Here is a 25,497-nt window from a genome sequence, read left to right as displayed (position 1 = left end):
CGCGTCAGCCGGCGCATCAGTGCCATGACACCTGCGCCATAAAAAAGGGCCCGCATGGGCCCTTAACGTTGTTCAGGCCGTCAGGCCAGCGGGTAGCTCGCCGCCAACCCGTTCTCGCAATGCCAGTTTGCCCACAGCTTGTCGTCACTGCCCATCAGCAGGGTGGCGAAGTTGCGGGTGCGCAGGTAGAGGGGGGCGCCGAACGGCTTGAGCAACTCGGCGCGGATCAGCCGGTTCTCGTCGAGGTACTCGGGATCGTCGTTGGTCATGGCGAGGATCCCCATCCACTGGAACTGGGTGGGGCAAGGGTGGACTATGCCGGAGGAAACCAGCTGGTGCACATTGACCACCCCCTCCCGCTTGTCCTGGATGACGCCAAGGCAGCCCACGTGCACGTCGCCGGAGAGGATCAGGGTCTTGCTGTGCTGACCCTGCCGGCGCCTCAGCCTGGCGTTGTCCAGCAGCCGCATGATGAGGCGGGCCCGCTCCCCCTGATGGGACTTGGCGCGCCAGTGATCCTTGAGATCGTCGGTCAGCTCTTCCTCCCAGGGGGTGGCATCCAGCGCCGCCTCGGTGAAGGAGAAGTCGCGATAGACCACGGGCACCCCTGCCATCACCAGCAGGTGACCCGTGTCACAGGCCGCCAGGGCCCCGTTGATCTGATCCCACTGGGACTGGCTCATCACCTGGTTCAGGGTGCGGTTGGCCCGGTTGTCGAGCGCCAGGATCTGGTAGCCCCGAAAGCCGAGCCGCCAGGAGTGATGATTCAGAGCCTTGTCCAGCAGAGTCCCGTTGGCATCGCCGCGCAGCTGGAACAGCCGGAAGTACTTGGCAGCGGCGGCATAGATGGCCTGATAGACCTCGCAGCGCTGCAGATCCTCCGGGTAGCTGCCCCAGCCGTCGAAGATGTCGTGATCGTCCCACATCATGGCGCTCGGCACCCGGGCCAGCATGAAGGCGACCTCGAGGCGTCCCCACTGCTTGCAGTAGAGCTCGCAATAGAAGCGGTCGAGCTGCTCCACCATGGTCCGGGTCGCCTTGCGCCTGACCTTCTCCTCCCGATCCAGCTCGTTCCAGGCCTTGAGGGTCGGCACGCTTGTCCAGAGGGAGTCGGCATAGACCTGATCGCCCCCCATCAGCAGCAGGGAGAAGGGGTGCGCCTTGTGCTGCGCGGCCAGCTTGTCCCACATGGCGTAGGGAGCCGGGGTGGAGGTGAGCAGCTTGAAATCGGAGAAGCCGTTGCAGGAGGCGTAGCCTATCCGCACATGCTCCTTCTTGCCCGGCAGATAGAACTGCCATTTATCGTGTCCCGCCAGATCGTGCGCCGGTTTCTGATCCAGCAGGATCTCGTAGTCGACGGGGGTGCCGGCCTTGCTCTTGGGACTGGCCTGCCAGACGAGCCGCCAGAAGCCCCCTTTCGGGGTGTCCGCCTGCTTGCTGGCGGCCAGGACTTCGCCGTTGATCCTCACGGCCGCGCTCTTGCAGTCGGCCTCTGCCATAAAACAGACGCTGTATTCGGTCTCTGACTCGAGGCCCAGCAGGGGGCCCATTACCAGACGGGTCATTCGTCATCCCTCCATGGTGAAATCCATGGAGCATAGCGAAGGGAGCCTGATTTGATAGTGACCAGCTGGGCAAGCCAATGGGCCTTGACCTAGCTCCTGCCCTTGAACTGCTTGACGCTGCGCTTGGCCTGGGTGCGGCGATTCGCCTGCTTGTCCCGCGGCGCCCGCTTGCCCTCCCCGCTCGCAGGCTTGTCTGTCACCGGGAAGCCCTCAAGCTCCTCCAGCGGCAGCGCGCGACCGGTCAGGGTGCGGATGGCCGCGAGTGTCTCGGCCTCGCCGTGGCAGACCAGGGAGAGGGCGAGGCCTTTCTGCCCGGCGCGGGCGGTGCGGCCGATGCGGTGCACATAGACGGGGGCATTGGCAGGCAGGTCCAGGTTGATCACCACAGGCAGCGCCTCCACGTGGATGCCCCGCGCCATCAGATCCGTGGCCACCAGCACCCGCACCTTGCCCCCCTTGAAATCGGTTAGTGCCTGCTCCCGCGCCCCTTGATCCTTCTCGCCGTGCAGGGCGGCCACCGCTATGCCCGCCTTGGCAAGTTTTCTGGCCACGGCGTCCGCATCGTCCCTGGCGCTGATAAACACCAGCACCTGGGACCACGCCTGCCCCTTGAGCAGGCTGATGAGCGCAGGCACCTTGCTGCTCTTGTTGACCAGATGGAGCCGCTCCTCGATGTCGTCGGCCACGCTGTTGCGAGGATCCGCCTCCACCCGCACCGGCGCGTTCAACAGGCCGGTGGCCAGGGTCTCGAGTTCGGGGGGCAGGGTGGCGGAGAACAGCAGGGTCTGCCGCTCGATCGGCATGGCATTCATCAGCCACTGGATATCGGGCCAGAAGCCCATCTCCAGCAGGCGATCCGCCTCATCCAGCACCAGGGTACGCAGCTTGCCGAGGCCAAGCAGCCGCTGGGCCAGCAAGTCCCGCAGTCGCCCCGGGGTCGCCACCAGCAGTTGGGGCCCCAGGGCCAGCTCGGCCTGTTGCTGCTCCTGAGCCACCCCGCCGCACAGGGTCAGGACACGCAGCCCCAGCGCCTCGGCGACCCCTTGCAGCGCCGCACTCACCTGGCTCGCCAGCTCCCGGGTCGGCACCAGCACCAGTCCCTGCACCCGGCCGGACGCCGCATCCAGCCCCTGCAGCAGTGGCAGGCCGAATGCCAGTGTCTTGCCGCTGCCGGTCCGGGCCAGGGCCAGCAGATCCTGGCGCGTCAATGCCGCCGGAATGGCAAGTTGCTGGATGCGGGTCGGGGTGTGCAGCCCGGCCGGCAAGGCGGCCAGCAGAGCAGGATCGAGGTGGAGTTCGTTAAAGGTCATGGGGCTACGCGGCAGGAAGAAGTGGGAGGCGAAGTCTAGCCAGACTGACCCCATAAGTAAAAATTACCTGCTTTCTTGACTCATCCTGAACAAGACGTCATTCGAAACCAGCGAAAACATGAAACGACCACAAGGTTGCATTAGAGTGAACAGGTTGTTCCACTCAAGGAGTCAGATCGATGACAACTGCAAAAGCCCCAGCCAAACGCCTGTTGACCCTGATGATTGCGGCCTTGTGCCTGCCCCCGGGCACGGCCTTCGCCCTGGTCGATGCCAAACCGGCCACCGAGAGCACCATCAAGGCGAACGAGGCCGTCAAGGCCAGTCTGCCATTCAACGACAAGCAGGATTTTGCCGACGCGGAGCGAGGCTTTATCGCCAAGCCAGAGACCCTGACCATCAAGGATGACAAGGGCAACGTCGTCTGGGATCTGGAGCGGTACAAGGCCTACATTGGCCTGGACAAGGCGGCCCCCGATACCGTCAACCCCAGCCTGTGGCGCAACGCCCAGCTCTCCATGCAGTACGGCCTGTTCAAGGTCACCGACGACATCTATCAGATCCGTGGTTTCGATCTCTCCAACATCACCTTCATCAAGGGCAACAAAGGCTGGATCGTCTTTGATCCGCTCATTTCGCCAGACACCGCCAAGGCAGCCCTGGCCTTCATCAACGAGAAAGAGGGCAAGCGCCCTGTGGTGGCCGTGATCTACAGCCACAGTCACGTTGACCACTACGGTGGCGCCGCCGGCCTGTTCAGCACGCCGGAGGAACGCGAGCAGGCGCAGATCATCGCCCCGGAAGGCTTCACCGAACATGCCGTCTCCGAGAACGTGATCGCGGGCAATGCCATGGGGCGCCGCGCCATCTACATGTATGGCGCCCTGCTGCCCCGCAATGCCCAGGGCGGTGTCAACGGCGGTCTGGGTCAAACGGTCTCCACTGGTGTGCCCTCCTTGATAGTGCCCACCAAGCTGATCACCAAGACGGGTGAAGCGCTCGACATCGACGGCGTCAAAATGGTCTTCCAGATGACCCCTGGCACAGAAGCGCCCGCCGAAATGAACACCTGGTTCCCGCAACACAAGGCGCTGTGGATGGCGGAGAACACCACCAACACCATGCACAACATCCTGACCCTGCGCGGTGCCCAGGTGCGGGATGCCTTGAAGTGGTCAACCTATCTGAATGAAACCATCGAGACCTGGGGCGACCAGGTCGAGGTCAAGTTCCAGAGCCACCACTGGCCGCGCTGGGACAACGCCAACATAGTCGATTACTTCAAGAAGCAGCGTGACCTCTACAAGTACATCCACGATCAGTCGGTACGCCTGATGAACATGGGCTACACGGGCGAGGAGATCTCCGAGCAGATCAAGCTGCCCCCTGAGCTCGAAAACTTCTGGCCGAACCGGGGCTACTACGGCACCTTGCGCCACAACAGCCGCGCCATCTATCAGCGCTACATGGGCTGGTATTCGGGCAATCCGTCCGATCTGGACAACTTGCCGCCGGAAATGGTGGGCCCCAAATACATAGAGTTCATGGGGGGCGAAGCCGAGGTATTGAAGAAGGCCAAGGCCTCCTTCGACAAGGGGGAATATCGCTGGGTCGCCGAGGTGCTCAAGCATCTGGTGTTTGCCAACCCCGACAACAAGGAAGGCAAGCTGCTGCTGGCCGATACCCTGGAGCAGCTGGGCTATCAGGCCGAGTCCGGCCCCTGGCGTTCCGTCTACCTGCAGGGCGCCTATGAACTGCGCAATGGCGTACCCAATGCAGGTGGTACCAACACGGCATCACCCGATACCATTCGCGCCATGCCGCCCAGCATGCTGTTCGACTATCTGGCGGTGCGTCTGAACCCGGAGAAGGCCGCAGGCAAGAAGATGACCATCAACATCGACTTCACGGATATCAACGAGAAACACTCGCTGAATATCGAGAATGCGGTGCTGAACCACACCACCCGCTATGCCGACAAGCCGGATACCACTGTGACCCTGACCAAGAAGGTGCTGGATGATATCCAGCTTGGACAGACCACTCTGGAGCAGGAGATCGCCAGCGGCCAGGTCAAGATCACCGGAGATAGCAAGAAGTTCAGCGAGTTCGTCGGCATGCTGGACAAGTTCAACTTCTGGTTCAACATAGTGACCCCATGAGCAAACTCGCCGTCAGACTGCTGCTCTGCGCCATGGCCACGGGGCCCGTCCCCCTGGCCATGGCCTGCGGCTACGATGCCATCTACCCCAACCCCTTCGAGCAGAGTTGGCCGGGCTCCCTCGATGTCGCCATGGCCACGGCGGCAGCCATTTCGGATCGGAAGCTCGACCCTGTGCCCAAGATAACCGGTCCAGATGGGTTCAGCCGAAGCTACCAGTGGCTCAACCAGCTGAAAGGCTCGCTCAAGGATGGTCAGTTACCGGGCAATGTCTCCATCCTGTTGGTGGATTCGGGGCTCTGGTCCAGGGTTCGGGGCAAGGAGAGTCTGCTGCTGCAGACCCACACCGAGGGGCCCGCCAGGCAGGACAGGATAATGTTGACCAGCGAGGCGGGCATCCAGGCACTGCTGTCTGGCCAGCTCTCTGTCGCGCAGGCAAAACAGCTTGGGTTGCTGGTGATCGAGGATGACCCGGATGATGCTTTCTCGCAGAGTCTGGATCGCGCCCTTAGCCAGGCAACCAGCTAGTCGAGCATCGCTCTCCGATACATGCAAAAAGGGCCCGCAGGTTGCGGGCCCTTTCTATTTCGGCCACCTGGCTTAGTTCAAGCCAAGGACCTTGCTGGCGACCTATCAGGCCAGGGCAGCCAGGGCGGCAGCGTAGTTCGGCTCGTCGGCCACTTCGGCCACCAGCTCGCTGTGCAGCACCTTGTCGTGCTCATCCAGCACCACGATGGCACGGGCAGCCAGGCCCACCAGGGGGCCGGAGGAGAAGGCCACGCCATAGTCCTGCAGGAAGGAAGCGCCACGCAGGGTGGAGAGGTTCACTACCTTGTCCAGACCCTCAGCGCCGCAGAAACGGGCTTGGGCGAACGGCAGATCGGCGGAGATGCACAGCACCACGGCGTTGTTCAGGGCGCTGGCCTGCTCGTTGAACTTGCGCACCGAGGTGGCGCAGGTCGGGGTGTCGACGCTCGGGAAGATGTTCAGGATCTTGCGCTTGCCGGCGAAGGTCGCCAGGGTCGCATCGGACAGATCGCCAGCAACCAGGGAGAAGGGCTTGGCCTGCTCGCCGGCAACGGGGAAGTGGCCGGAGACGGAGACGGGGTTGCCTTGCAGGGTGACGGTATTGCTCATGTTAGGTCCTTGATTATCGAGGGTGGGATCCAGGGTTCCCAGTATAGGCCCGCCACGGGATGACAAACACCCGCTAATGGCAGGGATTTGCCACCCTTTTTGCCCGGCTCCTTTTCCAGGGGACTGGCAAGCGAGCACCGCCTCCCTGTCGAGCGAAGGGAGAAGAGGGCTTGACCTTGGACTTAACACCAAGGTTTACACTGGGTTCAGTCATCCAGGATCCCGCAGGGGCGGGATCCCTCAAGAGGAAAGCACCATGAGCAAATCCTGCTGCAGCCATTCCCATGCCGCCCCCATCAAGGCCGTCAGCAAGGCAGACGCCTCCCGGAGCGGGCACAGCCATGCCAGCCACTGCTGCGACAATGCGGCGGCCAACTGCTCGGCCAACCCGACCCACCCCGATCACCAGGGGCAAAGCGTCGCAGACAGCCCGGGTGATGAAGACCCCCCCAGAGGCGATTGCGCCACCGACACTGCGCACGATCACCATGAGCAGGGACATGATCACGCCCACGCGGCCGCCGCGACCGAACCGCCGCTGGCTGCACCCGAGCAGAACCACCGCCGCCACAGCTGGCAGGTGCTGGGGATGGATTGCCCCAGTTGCGCCCGCAAGATAGAGACGGCCGTCAACCGTGTCGAGGGTGTCACCCAGGCTCGCGTGCTGTTTGCCACCGAGAAGCTGGTGGTGGATCTCGCCCCCGGCCTCTCCCCCGATCCCGTCACCGCCGCCGTGCTGGCCGCCGGTTTCCAGCTCAAGGGCAACACTCAGGCGACAGAGCGCGATGACAAACGGCTCAGCCCCCTGATGACGCTCCTTGGCAAATATTGGCAGCCCCTCTCCTTGGCCGCCCTGATGGGGGTGGCGGCCCTGCTGCCGAGCCAGATCGGTCAGCCGCTCTTTACCCTGGCGACGCTGTGGGGCCTGTGGCCCGTCGCCCGCAAGGCGTGGGCATTGACCAGAAGCGGCTCCCCCTTCGCCATCGAGACCCTGATGACGGTGGCGGCGCTCGGCGCCCTCTTCCTCGGGGAGACCGCCGAGGCGGCCATGGTGCTGCTGCTGTTCATGCTGGGGGAACATCTGGAGGCCTACGCCGCCGGCCGCGCCCGGGCCGGGGTCACCGCCCTGATGGCCCTGGTGCCCGACCAGGCGCTGCGCATCCGTACCACTGCCGAGGGCGAGGTGCGGGAAGAGGTGGCCGCCGAGATGTTGCGCCCTGGCGACATCATCGAAATCGCCCCGGGCGCCCGTCTGCCGGCCGATGCCCGCCTGCTCGATCCCCTCGGCGCCTTTGACGAGAGCGCCCTGACCGGCGAGTCCATCCCGGTGGAGCGCCGCCAGGGTGACAAGGTGCCCGCCGGCAGTCTGGCGGCGGATCGGGTGCTGCGCCTCGAGGTGGTGTCCGAGCCCGGCAACAACGCCATCGACCGCATCCTGCACCTCATCGAGGAGGCCGAGACCCAGAGAGCGCCCATCGAGCGCTTCATCGACCGCTTCAGCCGCTGGTACACCCCGGCCATGATGCTGGTCGCCCTGCTGGTGGTGCTGGTCCCGCCGCTCGCCTTCGGCCAGGGCTGGGACGAGTGGATCTATCGCGGTCTGGCGCTGCTGCTCATCGGCTGCCCCTGCGCCCTGGTCATCTCCACCCCGGCGGCGGTCACCTCGGCCCTGGCGGCGGCCACCCGGCAGGGGGCCCTCATCAAGGGGGGCGCCGCCCTGGAGCGCCTCGCCCATATAGATACCCTCGCCTTTGACAAGACAGGCACCCTGACCCTGGGCAAGCCGCAGCTGACCGAACTGGTGAGCCTCGATGGCCGATCGGAAGCCGAGCTGCTGGCACTGGCGGCGGCCATCGAGCAGGGCTCCCACCACCCCCTGGCCCGCGCCGTGGTGACGGCGGCCGGCGAGCAGGGCCTTGCCCTTGCGGCGGCCCGGGATCTGCGCGCCCTGCCCGGCATGGGGGTGGAGGGTCGCATCGACGGCGCCCTCTGGCAGCTGCTGGCGCCGAGCCGGGCCACCACTCTGGATGCCGCGGTGCAGGCCCAGGTCGCCACCCTGGAGCAACAGGGCAAGACGGTAGTGGTGCTCGGTCAGCCGGGCGCCGCCCCGGCCGCCCTGCTGGCGCTGCGCGACCAGATCCGGCCGGACGCGGTTGCGGCGCTGCAAGGGCTGAACGAGCTTGGTCTCAAGAGCATCATGCTGACCGGGGACAACCCCCGCGCCGCCGAGGCGATCGCCACCGAGCTTGGCATGGGCTGGCGCGCCGGCCTGCTGCCGGAAGGCAAGGTGGAGGAAATCGCCAAGCTGGCCAAGCAGCAGAAGGTGGCCATGATTGGGGATGGCATCAACGACGCACCGGCCATGAAGCGGGCCAGCATCGGCATCGCCATGGGAGGCGGCACCGACGTGGCGCTGGAGACAGCCGACGCCGCCCTGACCCACAACCAGCTCGGCGGCCTGGCCGCCATGATCCGGCTCTCCCGCGCGGCGCTGGCCAACATCCACCAGAACATAGCCCTGGCGCTGGGGCTCAAGGCCATCTTCCTGGTCACCAGCCTGCTCGGCATCACGGGCTTGTGGATTGCGGTGCTGGCCGACACCGGCGCCACCGCCCTGGTCACCGCCAACGCCCTGCGCCTGCTGCGAAAGCGATAAGCCATCCGATGACGGCCTGACCAAATGCCGCCCCCCATCGGGGCGGCTTTTCTTTTTCCTCTCAGCCCCATTCCCGTAAAAGAAAAAGCGCGGCTGCCAGTCGGCAGTCGCGCTTTGCTTGCTCTGTCTGTGTCATCCCGCCCCTGGCGAGGCGAAGGCTGTCGAGCCAGCCGGGAACGCCATGGGCCCCTTACGGGGTGGGTGCGGTGAAGCTGACGCTCAAGGTCGGCTTCTCCTTGCTCATGGCGGTGAAGACGAACTTGTAGCTGCCCGCCTTGTCCAGCGCCAGCCCGACGTTGCCGGTCGAGCCACCGGCGCACAGGGTCAGGGGTGTGCCCACCACCAGCTTGTCAGCGGCGTTGCAGGTGCCGTAGTTGACCGGCCCCCAGCTGGCATCCGCAATCTTGACCTCGGTATTCCCCAGCTGATCCCCTGCCACCTGGGCGGTGAACTCGTACATGAAGTTGCTGGTGAAGTGCATCTGATTCACCTCGCCCCATTCGCCGAGCAGCCCCTTCAGATAGACAGCCGTGCTGCCAAAGGGGGGCAGGGTGCCGAGATCCGTCTTCTTGCCCACCGGCAGGCCCGCGCCCTGGACTCCGCTCTGGGGTTTGACGAACACGGCCGCCGACCAGGCGCCCAGGGTCAGCTCACCATTAGCAAAGGAGGCACCGCTGGCGATGCTGCCGCTGCCGCGATGGGCGGGGCTCAATACCATGCCGGCGAGATCGATGGGCAGATCCTGGCCGTCACGGAAGTCGCCGATGCTCTGGGGAGCATTGGTGGCGTTGATCATCACCACCAGGCCGTCGATGGCAGGATCCAGATCCGCACCGGCGCCCACCCCGTCGTCCACGCTCATCACGATGAGGCCGGGCACCTGATCCGGCCCTGTGTTGCGAAAATCGACCCGCTTGATCACCTCGGCGCCGCTGCCAAGACGCAGCAGGCGGGAGGATTGACGCAGTTCGGAGAGCTCCTGGTAGAAGCTCACCATCTGCGCCACCTCGGCCGAGCCCGGCTTGGCGTGCTGGCCGAGCACCTGCTCGATCAGCGCGTAGTTGTCGCCATCCTTGTCCTTGCGCGGCAGCCCCTTGTTGAAGTTATTGTCATTTAAGCCGTAGTCGACCCGGTTGTACCAGTCACCGGAGTCGTAGCTGTCCCGCTCCATGGACTTGGAGCGCAGCAGCTCGACCCCGGCATGGGTGAAGGGGATCCCCTGCCCCAGCATGGCGGTGGCGAGCGATACCCCCTGCATCCGCACCAGATCGGCCCCTTGCGGCGCCTTGTAGACGTTGATGTCGAACAGGGTCTGGTTGTCATGCTTGGAGACATAGTTCTGCACCTCGGTCGGATCCTGGGCATAGCCGGCAGGCTGACCGTTGTAGTCGATGTCGGCCCCCACCCTCGGCATGCCGTCCTTGTCGGTCAGCACGAACCCCTTGAGGTTGCCCGCCATGCCGAGGCGCACCAGATCGGACTGATGCAGAGCGGTGGCGCGATCGACGCCGTCCACCTCGTTGGCATGCACGAAGGCGCCGTTGCCAAAGCCCTGGGTCTTGCGGATGGCATCGCCGCCGTCGAACGGGCTGCCGCCGCGCACCGCGTCACGCAGCCGGTCGGAGAAGGAGCCGATGCCGGTGCCGGCCAGGTGCTTCTGGGTCGCCTGCACGAAGCGCTTGTCATCCTGCACTTCGCCGAAGTTCCACCCCTCGCCGTAGAAGTACATGTCCGGATTGACCTGCTTCACCGCGGCCAGGGCCTGCACCATCTGATCTTTCGGGTGATGGCCCATGAGGTCGAAACGGAAGGCATCTATCTTGTAGTCCCGGGCCCAGGTGACCAGGGAGTCATCCATCAGCTTGGCAAACATGGCGTGTTCCGGCGCAGTGTTGGAGCAGCAGGTGGAATTTTCCACCGAACCGGTCTCCGGATTGAGGCGCTGGTAGTACCAGGGGACAATCTTGTCGAGCACGGATTTGGAACCGAGACCCGCTTCGTTGGTGTGGTTGTAGACCACGTCCATCACCAGGTTCATGCCGATGTCCTGCTTGATGGCCTTGACCATCTCGCGGAACTCCTTGATCCGGGTCGTCCCCTCCGCATTGGTGGCGTAGGAGCCTTCCGGCGCAGTGTAGTGGTAGGGGTCATAGCCCCAGTTGAAGGAGTCCACCCCGCGCAGATAGCCGTACAGCTCCTGCACCACAGGGTTCTCCTTGCTGTCGCTGGCCTGCAGATCTTCCAGCACGGACGCTATGGTCTGGCCGCCGCCGCAGTGGCTGGCAAACCTGGATTGCTTGACCTCGGCATTGACCTCGCACAGCTTGCTGAAGTCATCGCTTATGTTGGCCACCTTGGCCGGATCCTCGTTGACGGTGGCGATGTCGAAGATGGGCAGCAGGTGCAGGTGGCTGACGCCGCTCCTGGCCAGGGATTTGAGGTGGGTGACGGGCACGCTGTCGCTGTCGGTCAGCCCGAGGAACTTGCCGCGGTGCTCGGCCGGGGTGGAGTCGTCGTTGCCGGTCAGATCCCGGACGTGGGCCTCATAGATGGTGATGTCGGCGGGGTTCTTCTGGCTGTGGGGGGCCTTCAGGCTGTCCCAGCCTTCCGGCTTGAGGGCCGGATCGTCGAGATCCACCACCTGGCTGAACTCGGAGTTCATCGCCAGGCTCAGGGAGTAGGGGTCGGTCACCTGATAGGATTCCAGCTTGCGGCTGACCGGGTGATAGACCTGGATGTCGTAGCGATAATACTTGCCGACAAGATCGCTGCCCCCCTGCAGGCTCCAGCTGCCGCTGGCCTCGTCCTGTGTCATGGCGCGCTCGCCGAGGGACTTGTGCTGCTCGTCGAACAGCGCCAGCTTGACCGATCTGGCGGTCGGTGCCCAGAGCCGGAAGGTGACATTGCCCCCCTCCACCACGGCGCCGTAGGCCAGCTTGGTGGCTGCTTCGCTGTAAAGGGCATCGAGGGCCCCGGCGCTCTGCACCAGGGTCGCCCCCTGCAGGATGCCGTCCGCATCGGTGCCGATGGCCACCAGCTCACCCTTAAGCAGGGGCTTGAGATCTTTCCCCGCAGGCAGGGCGAAGGCGGCGGCATCCTTGAGGTGCGGGTATTTGGCCTGCTGCTCTGCGGTCAGGCTGGTCGGGGTCAGCTTGAGGTAGGGGAAATCGAACACACCCTCGCTGTTGGCGGTGATGGTGCCTGACTCTGTGTAGTAGAGGCGCACATGGGGCTTGTCCTTGCCCCCTTGCCAGATCAGGGTGTTGTCGTCGATGAGGTGGGCACTGGCCCCCGCCACGCCGAAGGCGGCGGTGAAGGCCTCGGCCCGGCTGCCGAAGATCTCGTTCTTGCCCGCGACGATGGCCACGGTGCGATCCGGGTGATCGCTGAAGATCACCTTCATGTCGGCGCCGGTCAGGTTGCCAAGGGCACCATCCCGGGCGATAAAGTTGATGCAGCCCTCCATCTTGCTAAGCGGCACCACCCAGGCCGGGCCGAAGCTGTCCGCCGCCGCCGGGGTCTTGCTGGCGTCCTCCCAGCCGGTATTGAGGCCGCCCGCCGAGGTCGCGTTGCAGGCGTCGTTGTTCCACAGGTGCAGGCTGTGGCTGGCGAAGGGACCCGTGGTCCCGCGCGCCGCCGCCGTCTGGGTATCCACCAGGGCGACAACCGTTTCATTCGGTCCTGCCACCAGCAGCTCCTTGGGTGGATCCATCTGCGGCAACCTTGCCACAGGATCGGCGCTACTGTCGTTGTTGTCGGATCCGCTGCCGTTGCAGCCGGACAATAGGGTCAGCAGTGAGGCCGTTACCAGCGCCACCTTGGTCATCTTCATATCCATGTTTTTATTATTCCCGCTGTGTGAGTCCCGAGGGTCGAGACGTTCAGGCCCGGTCGGTGCCGAGCCGGTCCATATTAATCAGCGACTCTAGGGGTAAATGTGAGCGGTTTTGCATAAAAACCATACAATTTCAACAAGATAACGTTTTCATAACGGAAACTGGATCGGGCTCACAGACTCGCCGACCGAACCGGTTCATACCGGGGAAACGCCCGGTTGTCGAAGTGGCGCCAGTGTGGATCAGGGACGAAACGGGGAGAAACGGATGACATCCATCGACGAACGAGCCAGGGGGCTGGATCGGGACTATCTGGCCATCTGCCAGCTGTTTGACCAGTTCTGCCAGCAGGGAGGAAGCCTCGCCGAGCAGTACCACTTCTTCCGCTGGCCAGATTATGAGGAGACGCCGCCCATGAGCCGCGCCTTCACCCTGCTGGGGGAGCCGCGGGAGCTGAGGCTGCGCTGCCAGCCCGGCGAGGGGGGTTTCCTCTACGGCCTCCTCCAGGTGTGCGGCGAGGAAGAGAAGGTCCATGCCAGCCAGGGCTTTCGCGCCGACGGACAGCTGCTGCTGGTATCCGGCCACTTGCTGGACAACCCGCCCGAGCTCTTGCTCTCCTTGCTGCTGGGAGCCATCTGGCAGCAACCATTCCGTGAGGAGGGCAAGCATTCCTGATGAGGGCGCCCCGCTTCATGGCGCGCCGTGCCTCTGCATCGCCTGTCTTTATGGTGACCTGTACCCGCGTCTCGCAAATGACGAGTCGCTAGTGATCTGGCGAAACGGATGCTGCGCGCCTATCTGAGATGAGTGCCCCCGATCTCACCGGACGCGCTCATCAGTCGAAGTCCGCATAAGGAGTCAGCGGCCTTGGTGGCAGGTCGAGATCTCCCTGCCAGGGTTTGAAGGTGTAGCGCAGGTAGAACATGAAGTGGCTCGGGGCATAATCATCCGCCTGCTGGATATCGACCCGCCCACCTACCCGCCAGTGCTCGGTCAACCTGTGTTCCACCACGGCATTCAGGGTGTAACCGAATCCGCTGCTGCTGCCCCCCTCCTCTACGGCATCCCGATCCGGCAGCGTCTCGGGGATCAATCCCTGCAGCGGATAGCGCAACCCGTCATCCGTCTTGGAGGTCGACCAGGAGAGAGAACCACCCAGTTCCCACGACCAGTCCGGGGTGCGCTGCCGGTAGCTGGCCGGAAGTGCCAGCGAGAAGTAGCGCTGCGGACTGTAGTAACCCCCCTGTCCCAGTGTATAGGCGCTCAGGTCATGCTCGAAGCGCCACAACATGGTGCTCAGGCCGACGCTGGCTCGGCGATGCTCCTCGTTTATCACCTTGTAGTAAGTACCTCCCATCAGGCGGGTACGCCAGTTGTCCTCGACGTGCTTGCCGGTCAGCAAGTGCTGCTGCAGGCTGCCCCAGTAGCCGATAGCTCCCCCAAGATCGTGGCTGGCATCGACGCGCACCCCGTTGGCCCTGACCCCGCCCCAGCGGATGCCGGTCCCCGGATCCACCGTGCCCGCATAGGAGAGCAGCGAGCTGCTCACCGGCCGGCGCGAAGCGGTAAGGGTAAAGCCGACGTCGTGCCAGTCCCCACTGACGCTGGCCCCGCCGACCCAGTCCACCACTTCAAAACCGAGCGGTGTAGTGCCGAGATCGAAGGCGAAGCGATCGTTGGCCCAACCAGCCGCCATAGTGACCCCCTCGCTCTTCTGCTGCTGATCGCCATAACAGTTCTGACGATGACAGGTTCCGAATTTCTCCCGATAGGGGTCGTCCGGCAGAGAACCGGCATCCAGATGCACCCACTCAAGCCGGCCGAAGGCCCGTCCCGCCCCCAGCTGGCTGTCAAGCTGCAACATCTGGGTCAGGGCCCGCAGATCCGAGACCCCACCCGTTCCATTGTCACCCCAATAGTCACTGTCGAAGGAGACAGTGGTCTGGCTCTGCCGATAGTGCTTGGCAAGATCGCTGCGCAGCCCGGAGGCCAGCCACTCCTCGCCGTCGCGGCTACGGGCGAGCGCGGTCAGGGTCCCCCCATCCAGATCCTCCCCGGGGGCCAGGCCCGCCGCCACCAGTCCCTTGCGATCCCGCGCCAGGGCGCCCTCGGCGTCGCCGTTGGCGAAACGCTGACGGGCGGCATCCCGCCAGAACAGGGCCGTCTGCTGGGAGGCGGGCTGCGTCGACACCAGGGGCTCGTAGCCGCCGAAGATGGCCTGCGCCGTCTCCCCCTCCCCCAACGCCTGATAGAGGTTTGCCACCCGGCGGTAGTAGTTGAACTCCTCCGGGGGCAAGGGGCTGACCGGCCAGGCCGGCAGCCAGTGGCGAGCCTCTGCCGGATTGCCCCTGGTCTGCGCCAGTTCGGCCATGCCGAGCCTGGCCTCGGGGTGCTGGGGGGCGTGCGCCAGCACAGCGCGGTAATGGCGCTCGGCCCCGGCGACGTCCCCGCGCTCCGCGGCCCATTCGGCCAACATCAGGGTCACCTCGTCATCGGGCTGCAACGGCTGCAGCAGGCGCTCGGCGCCCGCCTCATCCCCCTGCTGGTGCAATTGCCTGGCGTTGGCCAGCAGCTCGCCACGGGCGAGGCGGCGATCCAGCGCCTGCATGTCCGCCGACCAGCGCGTGGCCGGCACCTCGGCCAGCACGGCGCGGGCCTGAGGCGACTGATCCTGTCCCGACAGGTAGAGGGCAGTGGCGTAGCGCAGGCTGTCGTTCTGTGGCTGCGCCGCCAACCGCCCTCGCAGCAGCTGCTCCCCGACTGCAACATCCCCGAGTCGGGCCTGGGTGGTGGCGACCCGGTAGGCCAGCCAGACATCATCCGGCATCAACCGCAGCGCCTCCTGGCGTTGGGCCAGGGCCTGGGGCAGCTTGCCGGCCTGGTCGAGCTGATCGGCCTGCTCCTGCAACAGCTCGGCCTTGAGCCGCTTGCCCTCGGCCTGCATGGCCGGGGTGCCGTGTTGATCCAGCAAGGCCAGCGCCCGCGCCGGATCCTGCCTCTTGTAGAGATCGAACAGCCGGGCCAGGGCCCGATCACGGGCTCCCGGCATGGCGAAGGCCTTCTGATAGGCAAGCTCGGCCTCGCCGTCGCGATGACGGCCCCGCTCGCTGTCCCCCAACCCGAGCCAGGCCTCCGGCTCCTTGCCGTCCAGGGCGATGGCGCTGCGATAGCGGGTCGCCGCCACCTCCCATTGCTGCTGCTCCAGGGCCTGGGAGCCCTGATTGACCAGCAGCCAGTAGCGGTTGGTGGCCAGCAGGCTGGCCCACTTGTCCTTGTCGGTCACATCGGGATGGCGCAGCACCCGCTCGAACTGGGCGATGGCGAGCGCGCGCTGATCGTGGCGGGAATAGGCCTGACCCAGGGCCCCCATGAGGTCGGGATCCCCGGGATTGGCGGCGAGGGCCCGCTGCAGCTCGGCTATGGTGGCCCCGCCGCTGGCGGTCCGGGCCAGTGCCAGCTGTCGGGAGCGATAGGCCGGAGAGGCCCACTGCGCCTCCTGGGTGGCGAGCAGCGCCTCGGCCTTGTCGGCCTCCATCTCGGTACCGAAGAGGGCTATGTATTGCTTCAATTCGTCGATGCTCCGGGGCCCGACCGGCATGGCCTCGATGTCCGCCAGCCAGATCTCCGCTGCCTCCCCGCGGCTGTTGTCATCCTTCGCCATCTCCCGCAGCAGCCCCAGGGCCTGCTGGCGCCGACCGTCGGCCAGGTAGTGGCGGGCCAGCCCGCTGCGCACCCGTGGCTCACCCGGATATTGCCGGTTCAGGCTCTCCAGCGAGGCCATGCCCTTCGCCTTCATGGCGGGCATGCGCATCTGCAGCAGGGCATACTCCACCGCCACGTCGAGATTCGGGGGCAGATCCCCCACGAACAGGGAGCGATAGAGGCGCTCGGCCTCCTCCAGCCGGCCGGCATTGGTCAGCAGCCGCGCCTGTTGCAGTTGCTGGCGCTGGGCCGAGTCGCTCAGGGCGAGATTGGCCATGCCCTGGTGGTAAATCGGGGAGTCCGGCGCCAGCTTGCCGAGCCGGGCCAGCAGCGCCTTCGCCTCCTTGATCTTGCCCTGACGCAGGGCCTGGCGCGCCTGGGCCGCCAGCAGCTCCGGGTGATTGGGCTCCACCAGGGAGAGGGAGTAGAGGCTGTTGCTGACGAGCTCCTCACGCCCGCTGGCCTCCCCTATCCTGACCTGCTCGAGCAGCCAGTCCACCGGCTGCACCGCCCCCAGCGCCAGGTTGCCGCTCATCAGGCAAGCGAGCAGGCAAGCCAGGGTCAATCTGCTTGGCATGACTCGCTCCAGCCTGGCTGCAGGGTGCCGTCCGCAGCGAAGCGATAGCGGCCCTGATCCCAGCCTGCGCCAAACAGGGTCAGGACGCTGCCGTAATAGGCGTCGGCCTGCTCGCCATGCTGTTTCACCTGCTCACGCAGGCTGGCCAGCATCGGCTGCCCCTGGGAGAGGGGCAGCAGGGCGGCGGCAAAGCCGACCGGTCCCCGTCCCTGGGTCTGGCCACTCTGGGTGTCGACCCGCTCGGGGACGGCGCCGAGGGCCGCCGTGCTCTCCAGCATGGGGGCGAAGTGCGCCACCAGGGGCCCCTTGGCGGGATCCTCGTCGTTCAGCATGCCGAGCCAGAGGTAGACGCGGATGGCGTCGTAGCTGCCCTGGGGCCCCTTGTCGGCCGTCACCTGCCACCCCTTCTCCCCCTGCCAGTCCACCCAGTCGGGGGCAAAACCACGGGGGGCGCTCTCCTGCAGCAGCCTTGGCAGTTGTGCGCGCATCTCGCGCCAAGGCCCCTGCAGCGCCGCGAAGCGGGCCAGCAGCTGGGGCGGCAGGTAGCTCGGGTTCAGGGTCCAGCGCCCCTCCCCCGTATAGCCGTGGGCGCCGGGCAGCAGCACCGGGCCCAGACCGGGGATGGTGGCGACCTCTTCCCGGGCGATGCGCCGCAGCAGCAGGGTGCCGATGGACTCGTAGCTGTGGTTGTCCCACAGACGCCCCGCCTCGAGCAGGCTGTAGGCTATCCAGAGATCCGAGTCGGACGCGCTGTTCTCATCCAGCACGCCCCAGCTGCCATCCTCCTGCTGGCCCCAGAGCCAGGATGGCAGGAAGCCGGTCAGATCCCCCCGGGCGAGTCGCCGCTCGGTCCAGTCGAGCAGGCGGGCGAAGGTCTCCCTGTCGTTGTTGACCAGGGCGAAGAAGAGGCCGTAGCTCTGGCCCTCGGAGGTGGTGATCCGCCGACCGTCGGCCGGGTCTATGACCCTCCCCTCCTCGCTGATGTAGTGCTGGCGAAAATGCTGCCACGCCGGCCAGTCACAGGCCGCCAGGGCAGGCAGGGTACACAGGGCCCAGAGCAGCAGGGCACCACAGGCTTTTTTCATCTGAGTCATCTCTTAATCTTCCTTCAGGCGGCTACGGCTGGCACCGGCCAGCAGCACCCGCAGGCCCCAGCCCAGCACCAGCATGCAGAACAGCGTCAGTCCGGCAAGGCGTAGCGGGTACTCGGCAAACAGCTGCCAGACTCGCTCCCACCAGGGCAGATAGCCCACCTCATAACGCTCCCCGACCTCCAGGCTCTTCACCCCTGACTCCCGGATGATGGCCACAGAGCCCGCGACCTGGCCGCGCAGGGTGGCGTTTTGCAGGGTGTCATTGAGCAGCCTGACCCCGGCCGGGCCGTCGGCCAGCAGGGCCACCAGGCTGCGCTGCTCGTGGGTCGGCGACTGCAGGCCCAGGATGACGGCGATGGCGAGGTTGCCCGTCATGCCGACCCTGGCCTGGGGCTGGCGATCGGCCATGCTGTGCAGCAGATCCCCCTGATGCTGGCGGGTCGGCTCGTTGACCCAGCTGCGGGTGGCCTGCAGCAGGGCGTCTGGCGCCAGATCCCCCTGAAACTCCTCGGGCAGGGTGCCGATGAGCAGGGTATCCAGATCGGCGGTGCGGGCCCGCTCCCAGTCATCCAGGACTCGCAGGGAGAGGGCCGGATAACCGGTCTCGGCCCCGATGGCTCCCACCGCATCGAGCAATGTGGTGATCTGCGCCGGGTGCGCCCTGGCGGGCATGACCACCTGGCTGTCGGCAAGATCCGCCATCCGGCTGAACGGGAAGCCCGCATAGGCGAACGCCTTGAGGTTCGGCATCTCGATGAAGTGGCGATAGCCGCTGAAGTCGATGGTGGAGCCCTCGTCGATGCGCACCTGATGGGCGGGGGGCAGCACCAGATCGCAGCGGCCGTTCTCATTGCCCCCCTTCATCTCCCTGGCATATTCAAACGAGAAGCTCAGGCTGTTGGACTGGGTAGTCTTGAGCCCGGGCATGCGCAGCGCAGTGGCGTCGTCATCGGCGGCGAACCAGAGCGGCAGGGTGAGCAACTGCTCGCTCTTGGCCTCACCCGGCTCGAGCGGGAACGACTTCATGAACTGGCCGTTGACCGCCACGTCCAGGCGGGAGCCATCCCGCTGGATCGGTGCCGTATTGTGGTACTTGAGATCCGCCTTGATGCCGTTGGCACCCAGCAGATAGAGATCCGGCGGCAGCCGCAGCGTCAGGCTCATGGGCCAGAGCCGGCTGCCCGTCGCCTGCAGCTGGCCCGGATAGTCCGTCAGCTCGTCGAACCGCATCTTGCGATCGAGCCGCACCCAGTTGGGGGCATCATAAGGCTGGCGCGGGGCCAGGGGTTTCACCTCGTCCACCAGCACGCTCTGGCCGCGCAGCAGCACCTCCCCCTGGGCCAGCCCCTTGGCCGCGGTCAGCAGATCCTGCTGATCCCGTCCCAGGATCAGCAGCAGCTTCACATAGGGGTTGTCCGGGGAGCTGATCATGTCGATGGTGGGCCCCTTCACCTTGGGGTAGTCGACCAGGAAGTCGGGACGGGCGTCGTTGGTGGCGAAGATCACCCCGTTGCGATCCGGCAGCTGGTTGATGAGCACCGGGAAGTGCTGGCCCCGCCACTGGGCCTTGGTGCCGAACCAGGAGGCCAGCACGGCCGCCGCCTGCTGTTGCAGGAGCGGGACTGCGCCGCTGAACACCATGGGCAGGATCAGCTTGCCATTGTCCCGCACGTCGAGGAACGGCATGGGGAAGAAGGAGAGCTCGTTGCGCACCGGCAGGGTCTGCAGTTGCAGGCTCAGCTTGCTGTCCCGGTTGACGTTGAGCCACAGGGTATCGCTCGCCGGGTTCTCGCACACCTTCTGGTAGTGGCCGACGAAGCTCACCTTGATCCGGTTGAAGTCCTTGGCGTAGCGCGGATCCAGCTCGATGCGGGCATGGGTACGCTCCCCCATCTGCTCCTTGGTGAGGGCGGTGACCCCCATCAGCTCGTCATTGAGGTAGACCTTGATCTGGGAGAGCAGCGGCAGCAAGGAGGGGGACGGGGTGAAGTCGAGATCCAGGCTGGCCCGGGTGACCACCTCGTCCCGCCGCACCGTGAAGTCCGCCTGACCGTCAGGGGCATTGCCACGCAGGGAGAGGGTGCCCGGAGAGGAGGACATCTGTTCGAAACTCAGGTCCTGACTGCGCACCGGTGCGGGCACCGGCGGCAAGGGGCCGCTGGCTTCGGCGGCCAGCGCACTCTGCGTCATCAGCAGGAGAGGGATAAGGTAGCGTTGTGGTTTCATCATCCTTTCACTGTCTGTGTGGTCGGAGCCCCGGACCGGAAATCCGGCGAGACGCGACGAGGAACGAAAGAGAGCAGCCAGCGAGCCAGCTTCTCAAGCAGGATACAAACAAAGCCGATGGGTGAGGTGCGCGCCAGGCGCCAGTAGGCTCCCCAGCCGAGCAGCGTGATGTCGAGCAGGCTGTGGAGCGGGCGATCCTTGCCCAGGCGCTGCTGCCACAGGGACCAGGTGTCGGCCCGGGCGAAGGTGCACTGGATGAAGGCGATGTGCTGGGCCTGCTCCATGGGCTCCAGCTCCAGCCCCAGCTTGCGGCCGAACACCCGCTGTACCTTGGCGGCGAAGGCCTGCTCCCGCTGGCCGTGGCGCAGCAGCAGCCAGACCCTCTCCTTGTCGGCCAGGGGCAGGGCGTCCTCGAGCAGGACGCCGACCCCGCCATTGGAGTAGTCCTTGACGGTGCAGGGGTAGAGGTGGCCGTTGGCCAGCTTGATGGCCGCCGGCATCACCATCTCCACCCTGGGGTTGGTGCGCACCTGGCGCGACTCGAACGCCACCGCCAGCGCCCCGCCCAGTATGGTCATGTTGTAGAGGGTCCACAGCATGCTGAGGATCAGGGTCAGCACCTCGTCGGCCGGGCCGGTGCAGATGCGCCAGATACCGAAGCCCAGCCCGCACAGGTTGAGCAGGATCAGGATCAGATAGGGCCTGGAGACCGACAGATCCAGATACACCTCCTCCGTCATGCCCCCCTTGGCGGTGACGTTGAACTTGCCCTTGTGGGGGGCAAACAGCGCCACCGTGGTCGGCCTGGCTATGTACCAGGCCAGCACTGTCTCGTAGACCTCGCCCCAGAAGGAGTGGCGCACCTTGCCCTGCAGCCGGGAGTTGGTCAGGGCGCTGTGGAAGATGTGCGGCAGCATGTAGAGGGCGATGGCCGCCGCCGGGGCATAGATGATGTAGGCGTGCAGGATCAGGAAGGCGAGTGGCGCCGTCAGGAAGATGAGCCGCGGTATGCCCGACAGGAAGTGCAGCATGGCGTTGAAGTAGCAGAGCCGCTGCCCCAGATTGAGCCCCTTGCCAAACAGGGGGTTGTCCAGGCGCAGGATCTGCACCATGCCGCGCGCCCAGCGGATGCGCTGCCCTATGTGGGCGGAGAGGCTCTCGGTGGCCAGCCCCGCCGCCAGGGGAATGCGGATATAGGCGGAGGTGTAGCCAAGGCGGTGCAGCCGCAACGAGGTGTGGGCATCCTCGGTGACCGTCTCCACCGCGATGCCGCCGATCTCGTCCAGGGCAGAGCGCTTGATGACGGCGCAGGAGCCGCAGAAGAAGCTGGCGTCCCACATGTCGTTGCCATCCTGCACCAGGCCGTAGAACAGCGCCCCCTCGTTCGGCATCTTGCGAAACCGCTGCAGGTTGTGCTCGAACGGATCGGCGGAGAAGAAGTGATGGGGAGTCTGCACCACCCCCAGCCTGGGATCCCGGTAGAACCAGCCCACCGTCATCTGCAGGAAGGAGCGGGTCGGCAGGTGATCGCAGTCGAAGATGGCGACCAGATCCCCGCTCGCCTGCCTGAGCGCGTAGTTGATGTTGCCGGCCTTGGCGTGCTCGTGGGTCGGCCGCGCCACATAGCGGATCCCCGCCTCTTCGGCGAAGGCGCGAAACGACGCTCTGTCCCCGTCATCGAGCAGCCAGACGGTCAGCTTGTCGGCGGGCCAGTCGAGGGCCAGGGCCGCGTAGACTGTGCCCTTGACGATGGCGAGATCCTCGTTGTAGGTGGGGATCATCAGATCCACGCTGGGCCACTGTGCCGGGTCCGCCGGCAAGGGCGCCGGGGGGCGATTCAGCGGCCAGGCCGTCTGCCAGTAGCCGAGCAGCAGCACTATCCAGGCATAGGTCTCGGCGGCCAGCAGCAAGAGGCCGCAGGTGAGGCTGACGGGATCGAACCAGTCCAGGGTGGAGGTGTAGCGCCACCAGATGTAGCGGCAGGAGACGGTGAGGGAGAGCACCATCATCATCAGCATGGGGTAGCGGCCCGGCACGGCGCGCAGGATGAAGGCCATCCCCATCAGCATGGTGACGAACACCAGCTGGGCCTCGAGGGTGAATGGCTGAGTAATGCAGAGCAGGGAGAGGGTGCCGGCCACCGCGCACAGCAGCACGCTCTTCCAGCGCGCCTCCCTGGGGGTGGCCCTGGCCGCCGCCAGCCCCTTCTCTTCCTGCCGGATCAGGAAGCGGCCGAGGGCCTGGGTGCCCCACTGCCAGGCACGCTGCCAGGAGGCGGGCCAGCGCAGGGGAATCGGCCTGGGGCGGCGCACTATGATCCAGAGACTCTGCAACAGGATGCGCAGGGGATCCCCGACCCGGGGCCGGGCCAGGTGGGGATAGAGCCCCTCTGCATGGCTCAGCACCCACTGCCAGCCATGGCGCTCCAGGGGAAACAGGGTCCAGGCCAGCAGCCACACCAGGGTCAGACCGGCGGATCCCAGCCGGGAGCCTCCCTGGCGGCGCAGCCCCTGGTAATGCCGGGAGCACCAGAGGCTCGCCGTCGGCGTCAACAGCCGGGCTAGCATGGGTCGTCGCCCCCGGCGCCCAGACACCAGCTGGCCAGGGAGGCCAGCTCGTGGGCGACCAGGCTGGTGGGGGCATAGCGGCCCACCGGCTGCTTGGCGGCCATGGCTTCGGCCATCGCCTCGTCCCGGTGCAGCCGCAGGCCGAGCAGGGGCAGGCCGGCCGCCTGCCAGAGATCCAGCAGATCCTGCTGCAGGGCCCGGCGGCTGCTGAACTGGGTTACCAGCAGTCGCTCCCCGGCCGCCCAGGCATGGCGGTGGAGCCGCACATGGCAGTTGGCATCGGCATTGACTATGGTCAGCAGCCGGCAAGGGATCGCGGGAACCGGGCCCAGGGGCAGATCCAGCAGCACCAGATCATAACCATCGAGGGCCTGCAGCCAGTCCCCTGCGGACGCTCCCGGCTGGCCGCCATGGGGCAGCAGATCCAGCCCCTCCTCATAGTGATAGAGTGCCGAGCGCCACTCCCGGGCCGGATCCGCCAGCCGGCTCCAGCCCCTGGCATCGGCATGGGGCAACCCCAGATGGATGCCAAGCAGGTTGTCATGGCACAGATCCACCGCCAGCACCCTGGCCCCCTGCTCCCGGGCCGCCAGCGCCAGGCCGGCGACGAGGGAGCTGGTGCCCACGCCGCCACGGATCCCTTGCAGAGCAACGCAATTCATTCAGGCCCCCTCATCTCCAGCTCCGCCAGCAAGGGGAAGCGCTCGCGCAAGGCGACGAGCCGCTCCCTGAAGGCGATGTCCTGATAGGAGAGGCTCACGCCGAAGGCCTGCTGCACCATGGCCACATCGCTCATCATGCCGCCTTCGACCGGCACACCGAAGGGGGTGGGCGTCACGGGTCGCCGTTCACTCCGCATCTCAGCCTCCGGTGTTATAGGGGATAGGGGACCCAGTCCCCCTCCCCCAGCTTGATGTGGTACTTGCCCTGATATTCGAGCACGACCGAGCCCTGGTTCTCCGAGACCGCAGGCGTCTCGGGCAATCCCTTGAGCAGCCCGTCCCAATCTATGGTGGCACTGCCGAAGGTGTTGCCGCCGACCAGACGCGAGATGAGCTCAGAGATGGCCAGGAAGCTGCTGGGTGTGTCTATGGCCTTGGTCGCTCCATGGCCGCCCTTGGCACCGATCAGGGCAACCCCGACCGGCACCTGGGTGATGCTGGGACTGGGGATGTCCCGCAGACCGGCCATCTGCATCTTGTCGCCGGCGATGGCCGCCCCGTGCTCGGGCACCAGGATCACCGCCACCTTGCGACCAGACTGCTCCAGCGAGGTGAGGAACTGATCCAGTTGATCGAGCAGAGTCTGCAGTCGCGCCTTGTAAGGGGCTATCTTGCGGGTGGCCGCGTAGCGGTTGCCGTCGTGCAGGGCGATGAGGTTGAAGAAGGTCACATTGCGCTCCGCCTTGCTCTTCTGCCGCTCACTCAGCCAGCGGGCGAACAGGGCATCATCCCGATAGATGGGTTCCCCATCGAAGGAGGCGAGATCGTGGGGCATCCCCTCCTTGCTCATGAGGGGGACATCCAGGCTGGCATACTGCTGCAGATCCTTGAGGTAGTTGCCGAATGCCCCCGAGTGATCCATGGCGACCTGCTTCTCAAACCCGAGCTGGGCCAGGTTCTCGAACAGCAGGCACTGGCTGGGCGCTGTCGTGTAGAGCCCCTGGTGGCTGGTCTGTCCGCAACTGGCCCGCAGCAGCCGGATGGAGCTCGGGCCGCTGTAGGAGGTGGCCGAGTTGAAGTGCTTGAACATCAGGTCCAGGTGACGACCTATGGGGTGAGCCATCAGATCGCTGGCCGTCACGTCGCTCCAGGCCAGGGAGCAGATGTTGATGATGAGCACGTCGAAGGGGGCCGCATCCGCCGGCAACTGCTGCGGGAAATGCACGACCCTGTCCCGCTCCTGCGCATAGAAGCTGTCGAGGTAGGCATTGAGATTCTGGTTGGTCGGCGGCGCGCTCTGATCCAGCTGCTCCGCCATGGACACCTGCTTGTCCTCAGGCTCAGCCGCCAGCTCGCTGCCCTTGTCGGTGCTGGCGACCCGGGTTGCCTGCGAAGCAAAGGGATCCCCCACCAGGGGCGAGAGCCACAGCCAGAGCAGGGCCAGCAGGATCCAGGGGGTGAAGCGCAGCCACTGGGCGATGAACAGATAGAGGGTCAGCATCACGAAGCCGGCGCCGACCATCTCCCAGTTGATGAAGCGGCCGAGCAGCTCAAGCCAGTAATCCAGGGTGAAGGAGAAGACCTGCGCCCCCTGGGCGCGAATGCTCTCCATGCCCGGCAGCCAGGTGTCGTGATAGAAGATCCCCACCCCGACCGGCAGAGCCAGCCAGTGCCGGATGCGCCGCAACCCAGCCCGGGGCAGAGGGAAGATCAGGAAGGCGGCAAACACCAGATTGATCAGGGGATGGAAATTGAGGTAACCCGCCCAGAGCAGGGCAAACTTGGCAAGGAAATAGATATTCCAGCCACCCAGGCCGTGCCAGTCCAGCCAGGGAGAAGAGGCATTAGAAACGTGTCGAGTCATCGGCGATGAGTCACCTGTTATCGTGGGGTCCCGCAACCGGGCCAAGGCACACTGCAATGTGTTGTCAGAAAATACTCAGCTTATTATGCAACTAATCATTTGCCCCAGCTGGCCCGGTATTAGATCCGGGTAGCCGGGTG

General features: G+C 65.6%; 15 protein-coding genes. 4 read left to right on the top strand and 11 right to left on the bottom strand.

The window, feature by feature from the left end; genetic code table 11:
• Positions 1-80 precede the first annotated feature (80 nt).
• Positions 81-1,565: an alkaline phosphatase D family protein gene (locus tag ACEUCR_RS10390; RefSeq protein ID WP_111874732.1), complete on the bottom strand. Its 1,485-nt coding sequence runs from the start codon at positions 1,563-1,565 to the stop codon at positions 81-83.
• Positions 1,566-1,654: 89 nt separating this feature from the next.
• Entirely contained in the window at positions 1,655-2,875 is a 1,221-nt protein-coding gene (locus ACEUCR_RS10385; protein WP_408790121.1) for a DEAD/DEAH box helicase, read from the bottom strand.
• A gap of 221 nt (positions 2,876-3,096) precedes the next feature.
• On the opposite strand from ACEUCR_RS10385, the gene ACEUCR_RS10380 reads away from it, so the two are divergent.
• Complete coding sequence (locus tag ACEUCR_RS10380; protein ID WP_408790118.1) at positions 3,097-5,037, top strand: alkyl/aryl-sulfatase; 1,941 nt, start codon at positions 3,097-3,099, stop codon at positions 5,035-5,037.
• A complete protein-coding gene (locus tag ACEUCR_RS10375; RefSeq protein ID WP_041995218.1) occupies positions 5,034-5,564 on the top strand; it encodes a hypothetical protein in 531 nt (176 codons plus the stop codon). The genes ACEUCR_RS10380 and ACEUCR_RS10375 overlap by 4 nt, the downstream gene beginning before the upstream one ends.
• Before the next feature lie 105 nt (positions 5,565-5,669).
• On the opposite strand, the gene tpx is transcribed toward ACEUCR_RS10375, so the two are convergent.
• Positions 5,670-6,173, bottom strand: a complete 504-nt coding sequence (gene tpx / locus ACEUCR_RS10370) for a thiol peroxidase (RefSeq protein ID WP_041995220.1) — start codon at positions 6,171-6,173, stop codon at positions 5,670-5,672.
• A gap of 256 nt (positions 6,174-6,429) precedes the next feature.
• On the opposite strand from tpx, the gene ACEUCR_RS10365 reads away from it, so the two are divergent.
• Positions 6,430-8,829 carry a zinc/cadmium/mercury/lead-transporting ATPase gene (locus tag ACEUCR_RS10365; RefSeq protein WP_408789959.1) on the top strand — a complete coding sequence of 800 codons (2,400 nt, stop codon included), beginning with the start codon at positions 6,430-6,432 and terminating at the stop codon, positions 8,827-8,829.
• Positions 8,830-9,019: 190 nt separating this feature from the next.
• On the opposite strand, the gene pulA is transcribed toward ACEUCR_RS10365, so the two are convergent.
• On the bottom strand, positions 9,020-12,667 hold the full coding sequence (pulA, locus tag ACEUCR_RS10360) for a pullulanase-type alpha-1,6-glucosidase (RefSeq protein ID WP_408789956.1): 3,648 nt from the start codon (positions 12,665-12,667) through the stop codon (positions 9,020-9,022).
• 265 nt (positions 12,668-12,932) lie between these two features.
• On the opposite strand from pulA, the gene ACEUCR_RS10355 reads away from it, so the two are divergent.
• On the top strand, positions 12,933-13,340 hold the full coding sequence (locus ACEUCR_RS10355) for a hypothetical protein (protein ID WP_408789953.1): 408 nt from the start codon (positions 12,933-12,935) through the stop codon (positions 13,338-13,340).
• Between the two features lie 160 nt (positions 13,341-13,500).
• Here ACEUCR_RS10355 and bcsC read toward each other — a convergent pair whose 3' ends face one another.
• From bcsC to bcsG, 7 genes are read right to left on the bottom strand one after another with little or no spacing between them, the layout of a single operon-like run.
• Positions 13,501-16,944 carry a cellulose synthase complex outer membrane protein BcsC gene (bcsC, locus tag ACEUCR_RS10350; protein WP_408789950.1) on the bottom strand — a complete coding sequence of 1,148 codons (3,444 nt, stop codon included), beginning with the start codon at positions 16,942-16,944 and terminating at the stop codon, positions 13,501-13,503.
• The gene (bcsZ, locus tag ACEUCR_RS10345; protein ID WP_408789947.1) at positions 16,929-18,038 is read right to left on the bottom strand and encodes a cellulose synthase complex periplasmic endoglucanase BcsZ; all 1,110 of its coding nucleotides are present in this window, start codon (positions 18,036-18,038) and stop codon (positions 16,929-16,931) included. Before bcsZ ends, bcsC begins: the two co-directional genes overlap by 16 nt.
• A 3-nt stretch (positions 18,039-18,041) precedes the next feature.
• A complete protein-coding gene (gene bcsB, locus ACEUCR_RS10340) occupies positions 18,042-20,267 on the bottom strand; it encodes a cellulose biosynthesis cyclic di-GMP-binding regulatory protein BcsB (protein WP_408789945.1) in 2,226 nt (741 codons plus the stop codon).
• Positions 20,264-22,831: a UDP-forming cellulose synthase catalytic subunit gene (gene bcsA, locus ACEUCR_RS10335; RefSeq protein WP_408789942.1), complete on the bottom strand. Its 2,568-nt coding sequence runs from the start codon at positions 22,829-22,831 to the stop codon at positions 20,264-20,266. Before bcsA ends, bcsB begins: the two co-directional genes overlap by 4 nt.
• Positions 22,825-23,493 (bottom strand): cellulose biosynthesis protein BcsQ, encoded by a 669-nt coding sequence (gene bcsQ, locus ACEUCR_RS10330; protein ID WP_408789939.1) that lies wholly within the window; start codon positions 23,491-23,493, stop codon positions 22,825-22,827. The genes bcsA and bcsQ overlap by 7 nt, the downstream gene beginning before the upstream one ends.
• Positions 23,490-23,690 carry a cellulose biosynthesis protein BcsR gene (bcsR, locus tag ACEUCR_RS10325; protein ID WP_408789936.1) on the bottom strand — a complete coding sequence of 67 codons (201 nt, stop codon included), beginning with the start codon at positions 23,688-23,690 and terminating at the stop codon, positions 23,490-23,492. The genes bcsQ and bcsR overlap by 4 nt, the downstream gene beginning before the upstream one ends.
• 14 nt (positions 23,691-23,704) lie before the next feature.
• A complete protein-coding gene (gene bcsG / locus ACEUCR_RS10320) occupies positions 23,705-25,357 on the bottom strand; it encodes a cellulose biosynthesis protein BcsG (RefSeq protein ID WP_408789933.1) in 1,653 nt (550 codons plus the stop codon).
• Positions 25,358-25,497 lie beyond the last annotated feature (140 nt).

Source organism: Aeromonas bivalvium (assembly GCF_046078285.1).
GTDB lineage: Bacteria > Pseudomonadota > Gammaproteobacteria > Enterobacterales > Aeromonadaceae > Aeromonas > Aeromonas bivalvium.
The sequence above is the reverse complement of the archived record's forward strand: the minus strand, read 5'-3'. Positions and strand labels throughout refer to the sequence as shown.

Bases quoted from the DNA above. Each gene is read 5' to 3' on its own strand.
- ACEUCR_RS10390 (WP_111874732.1), bottom strand. From the start codon at position 1,565: ATGACCCGTCTGGTAATGGGCCCCCTGCTGGGCCTCGAGTCAGAGACC.
- ACEUCR_RS10385 (WP_408790121.1), bottom strand. From the start codon at position 2,875: ATGACCTTTAACGAACTCCACCTCGATCCTGCTCTGCTGGCCGCCTTG.
- ACEUCR_RS10380 (WP_408790118.1), top strand. From the start codon at position 3,097: ATGATTGCGGCCTTGTGCCTGCCCCCGGGCACGGCCTTCGCCCTGGTC.
- ACEUCR_RS10375 (WP_041995218.1), top strand. From the start codon at position 5,034: ATGAGCAAACTCGCCGTCAGACTGCTGCTCTGCGCCATGGCCACGGGG.
- tpx (WP_041995220.1), bottom strand. From the start codon at position 6,173: ATGAGCAATACCGTCACCCTGCAAGGCAACCCCGTCTCCGTCTCCGGC.
- ACEUCR_RS10365 (WP_408789959.1), top strand. From the start codon at position 6,430: ATGAGCAAATCCTGCTGCAGCCATTCCCATGCCGCCCCCATCAAGGCC.
- pulA (WP_408789956.1), bottom strand. From the start codon at position 12,667: ATGGATATGAAGATGACCAAGGTGGCGCTGGTAACGGCCTCACTGCTG.
- ACEUCR_RS10355 (WP_408789953.1), top strand. From the start codon at position 12,933: ATGACATCCATCGACGAACGAGCCAGGGGGCTGGATCGGGACTATCTG.
- bcsC (WP_408789950.1), bottom strand. From the start codon at position 16,944: ATGCCAAGCAGATTGACCCTGGCTTGCCTGCTCGCTTGCCTGATGAGC.
- bcsZ (WP_408789947.1), bottom strand. From the start codon at position 18,038: ATGACTCAGATGAAAAAAGCCTGTGGTGCCCTGCTGCTCTGGGCCCTG.
- bcsB (WP_408789945.1), bottom strand. From the start codon at position 20,267: ATGATGAAACCACAACGCTACCTTATCCCTCTCCTGCTGATGACGCAG.
- bcsA (WP_408789942.1), bottom strand. From the start codon at position 22,831: ATGCTAGCCCGGCTGTTGACGCCGACGGCGAGCCTCTGGTGCTCCCGG.
- bcsQ (WP_408789939.1), bottom strand. From the start codon at position 23,493: ATGAATTGCGTTGCTCTGCAAGGGATCCGTGGCGGCGTGGGCACCAGC.
- bcsR (WP_408789936.1), bottom strand. From the start codon at position 23,690: ATGCGGAGTGAACGGCGACCCGTGACGCCCACCCCCTTCGGTGTGCCG.
- bcsG (WP_408789933.1), bottom strand. From the start codon at position 25,357: ATGACTCGACACGTTTCTAATGCCTCTTCTCCCTGGCTGGACTGGCAC.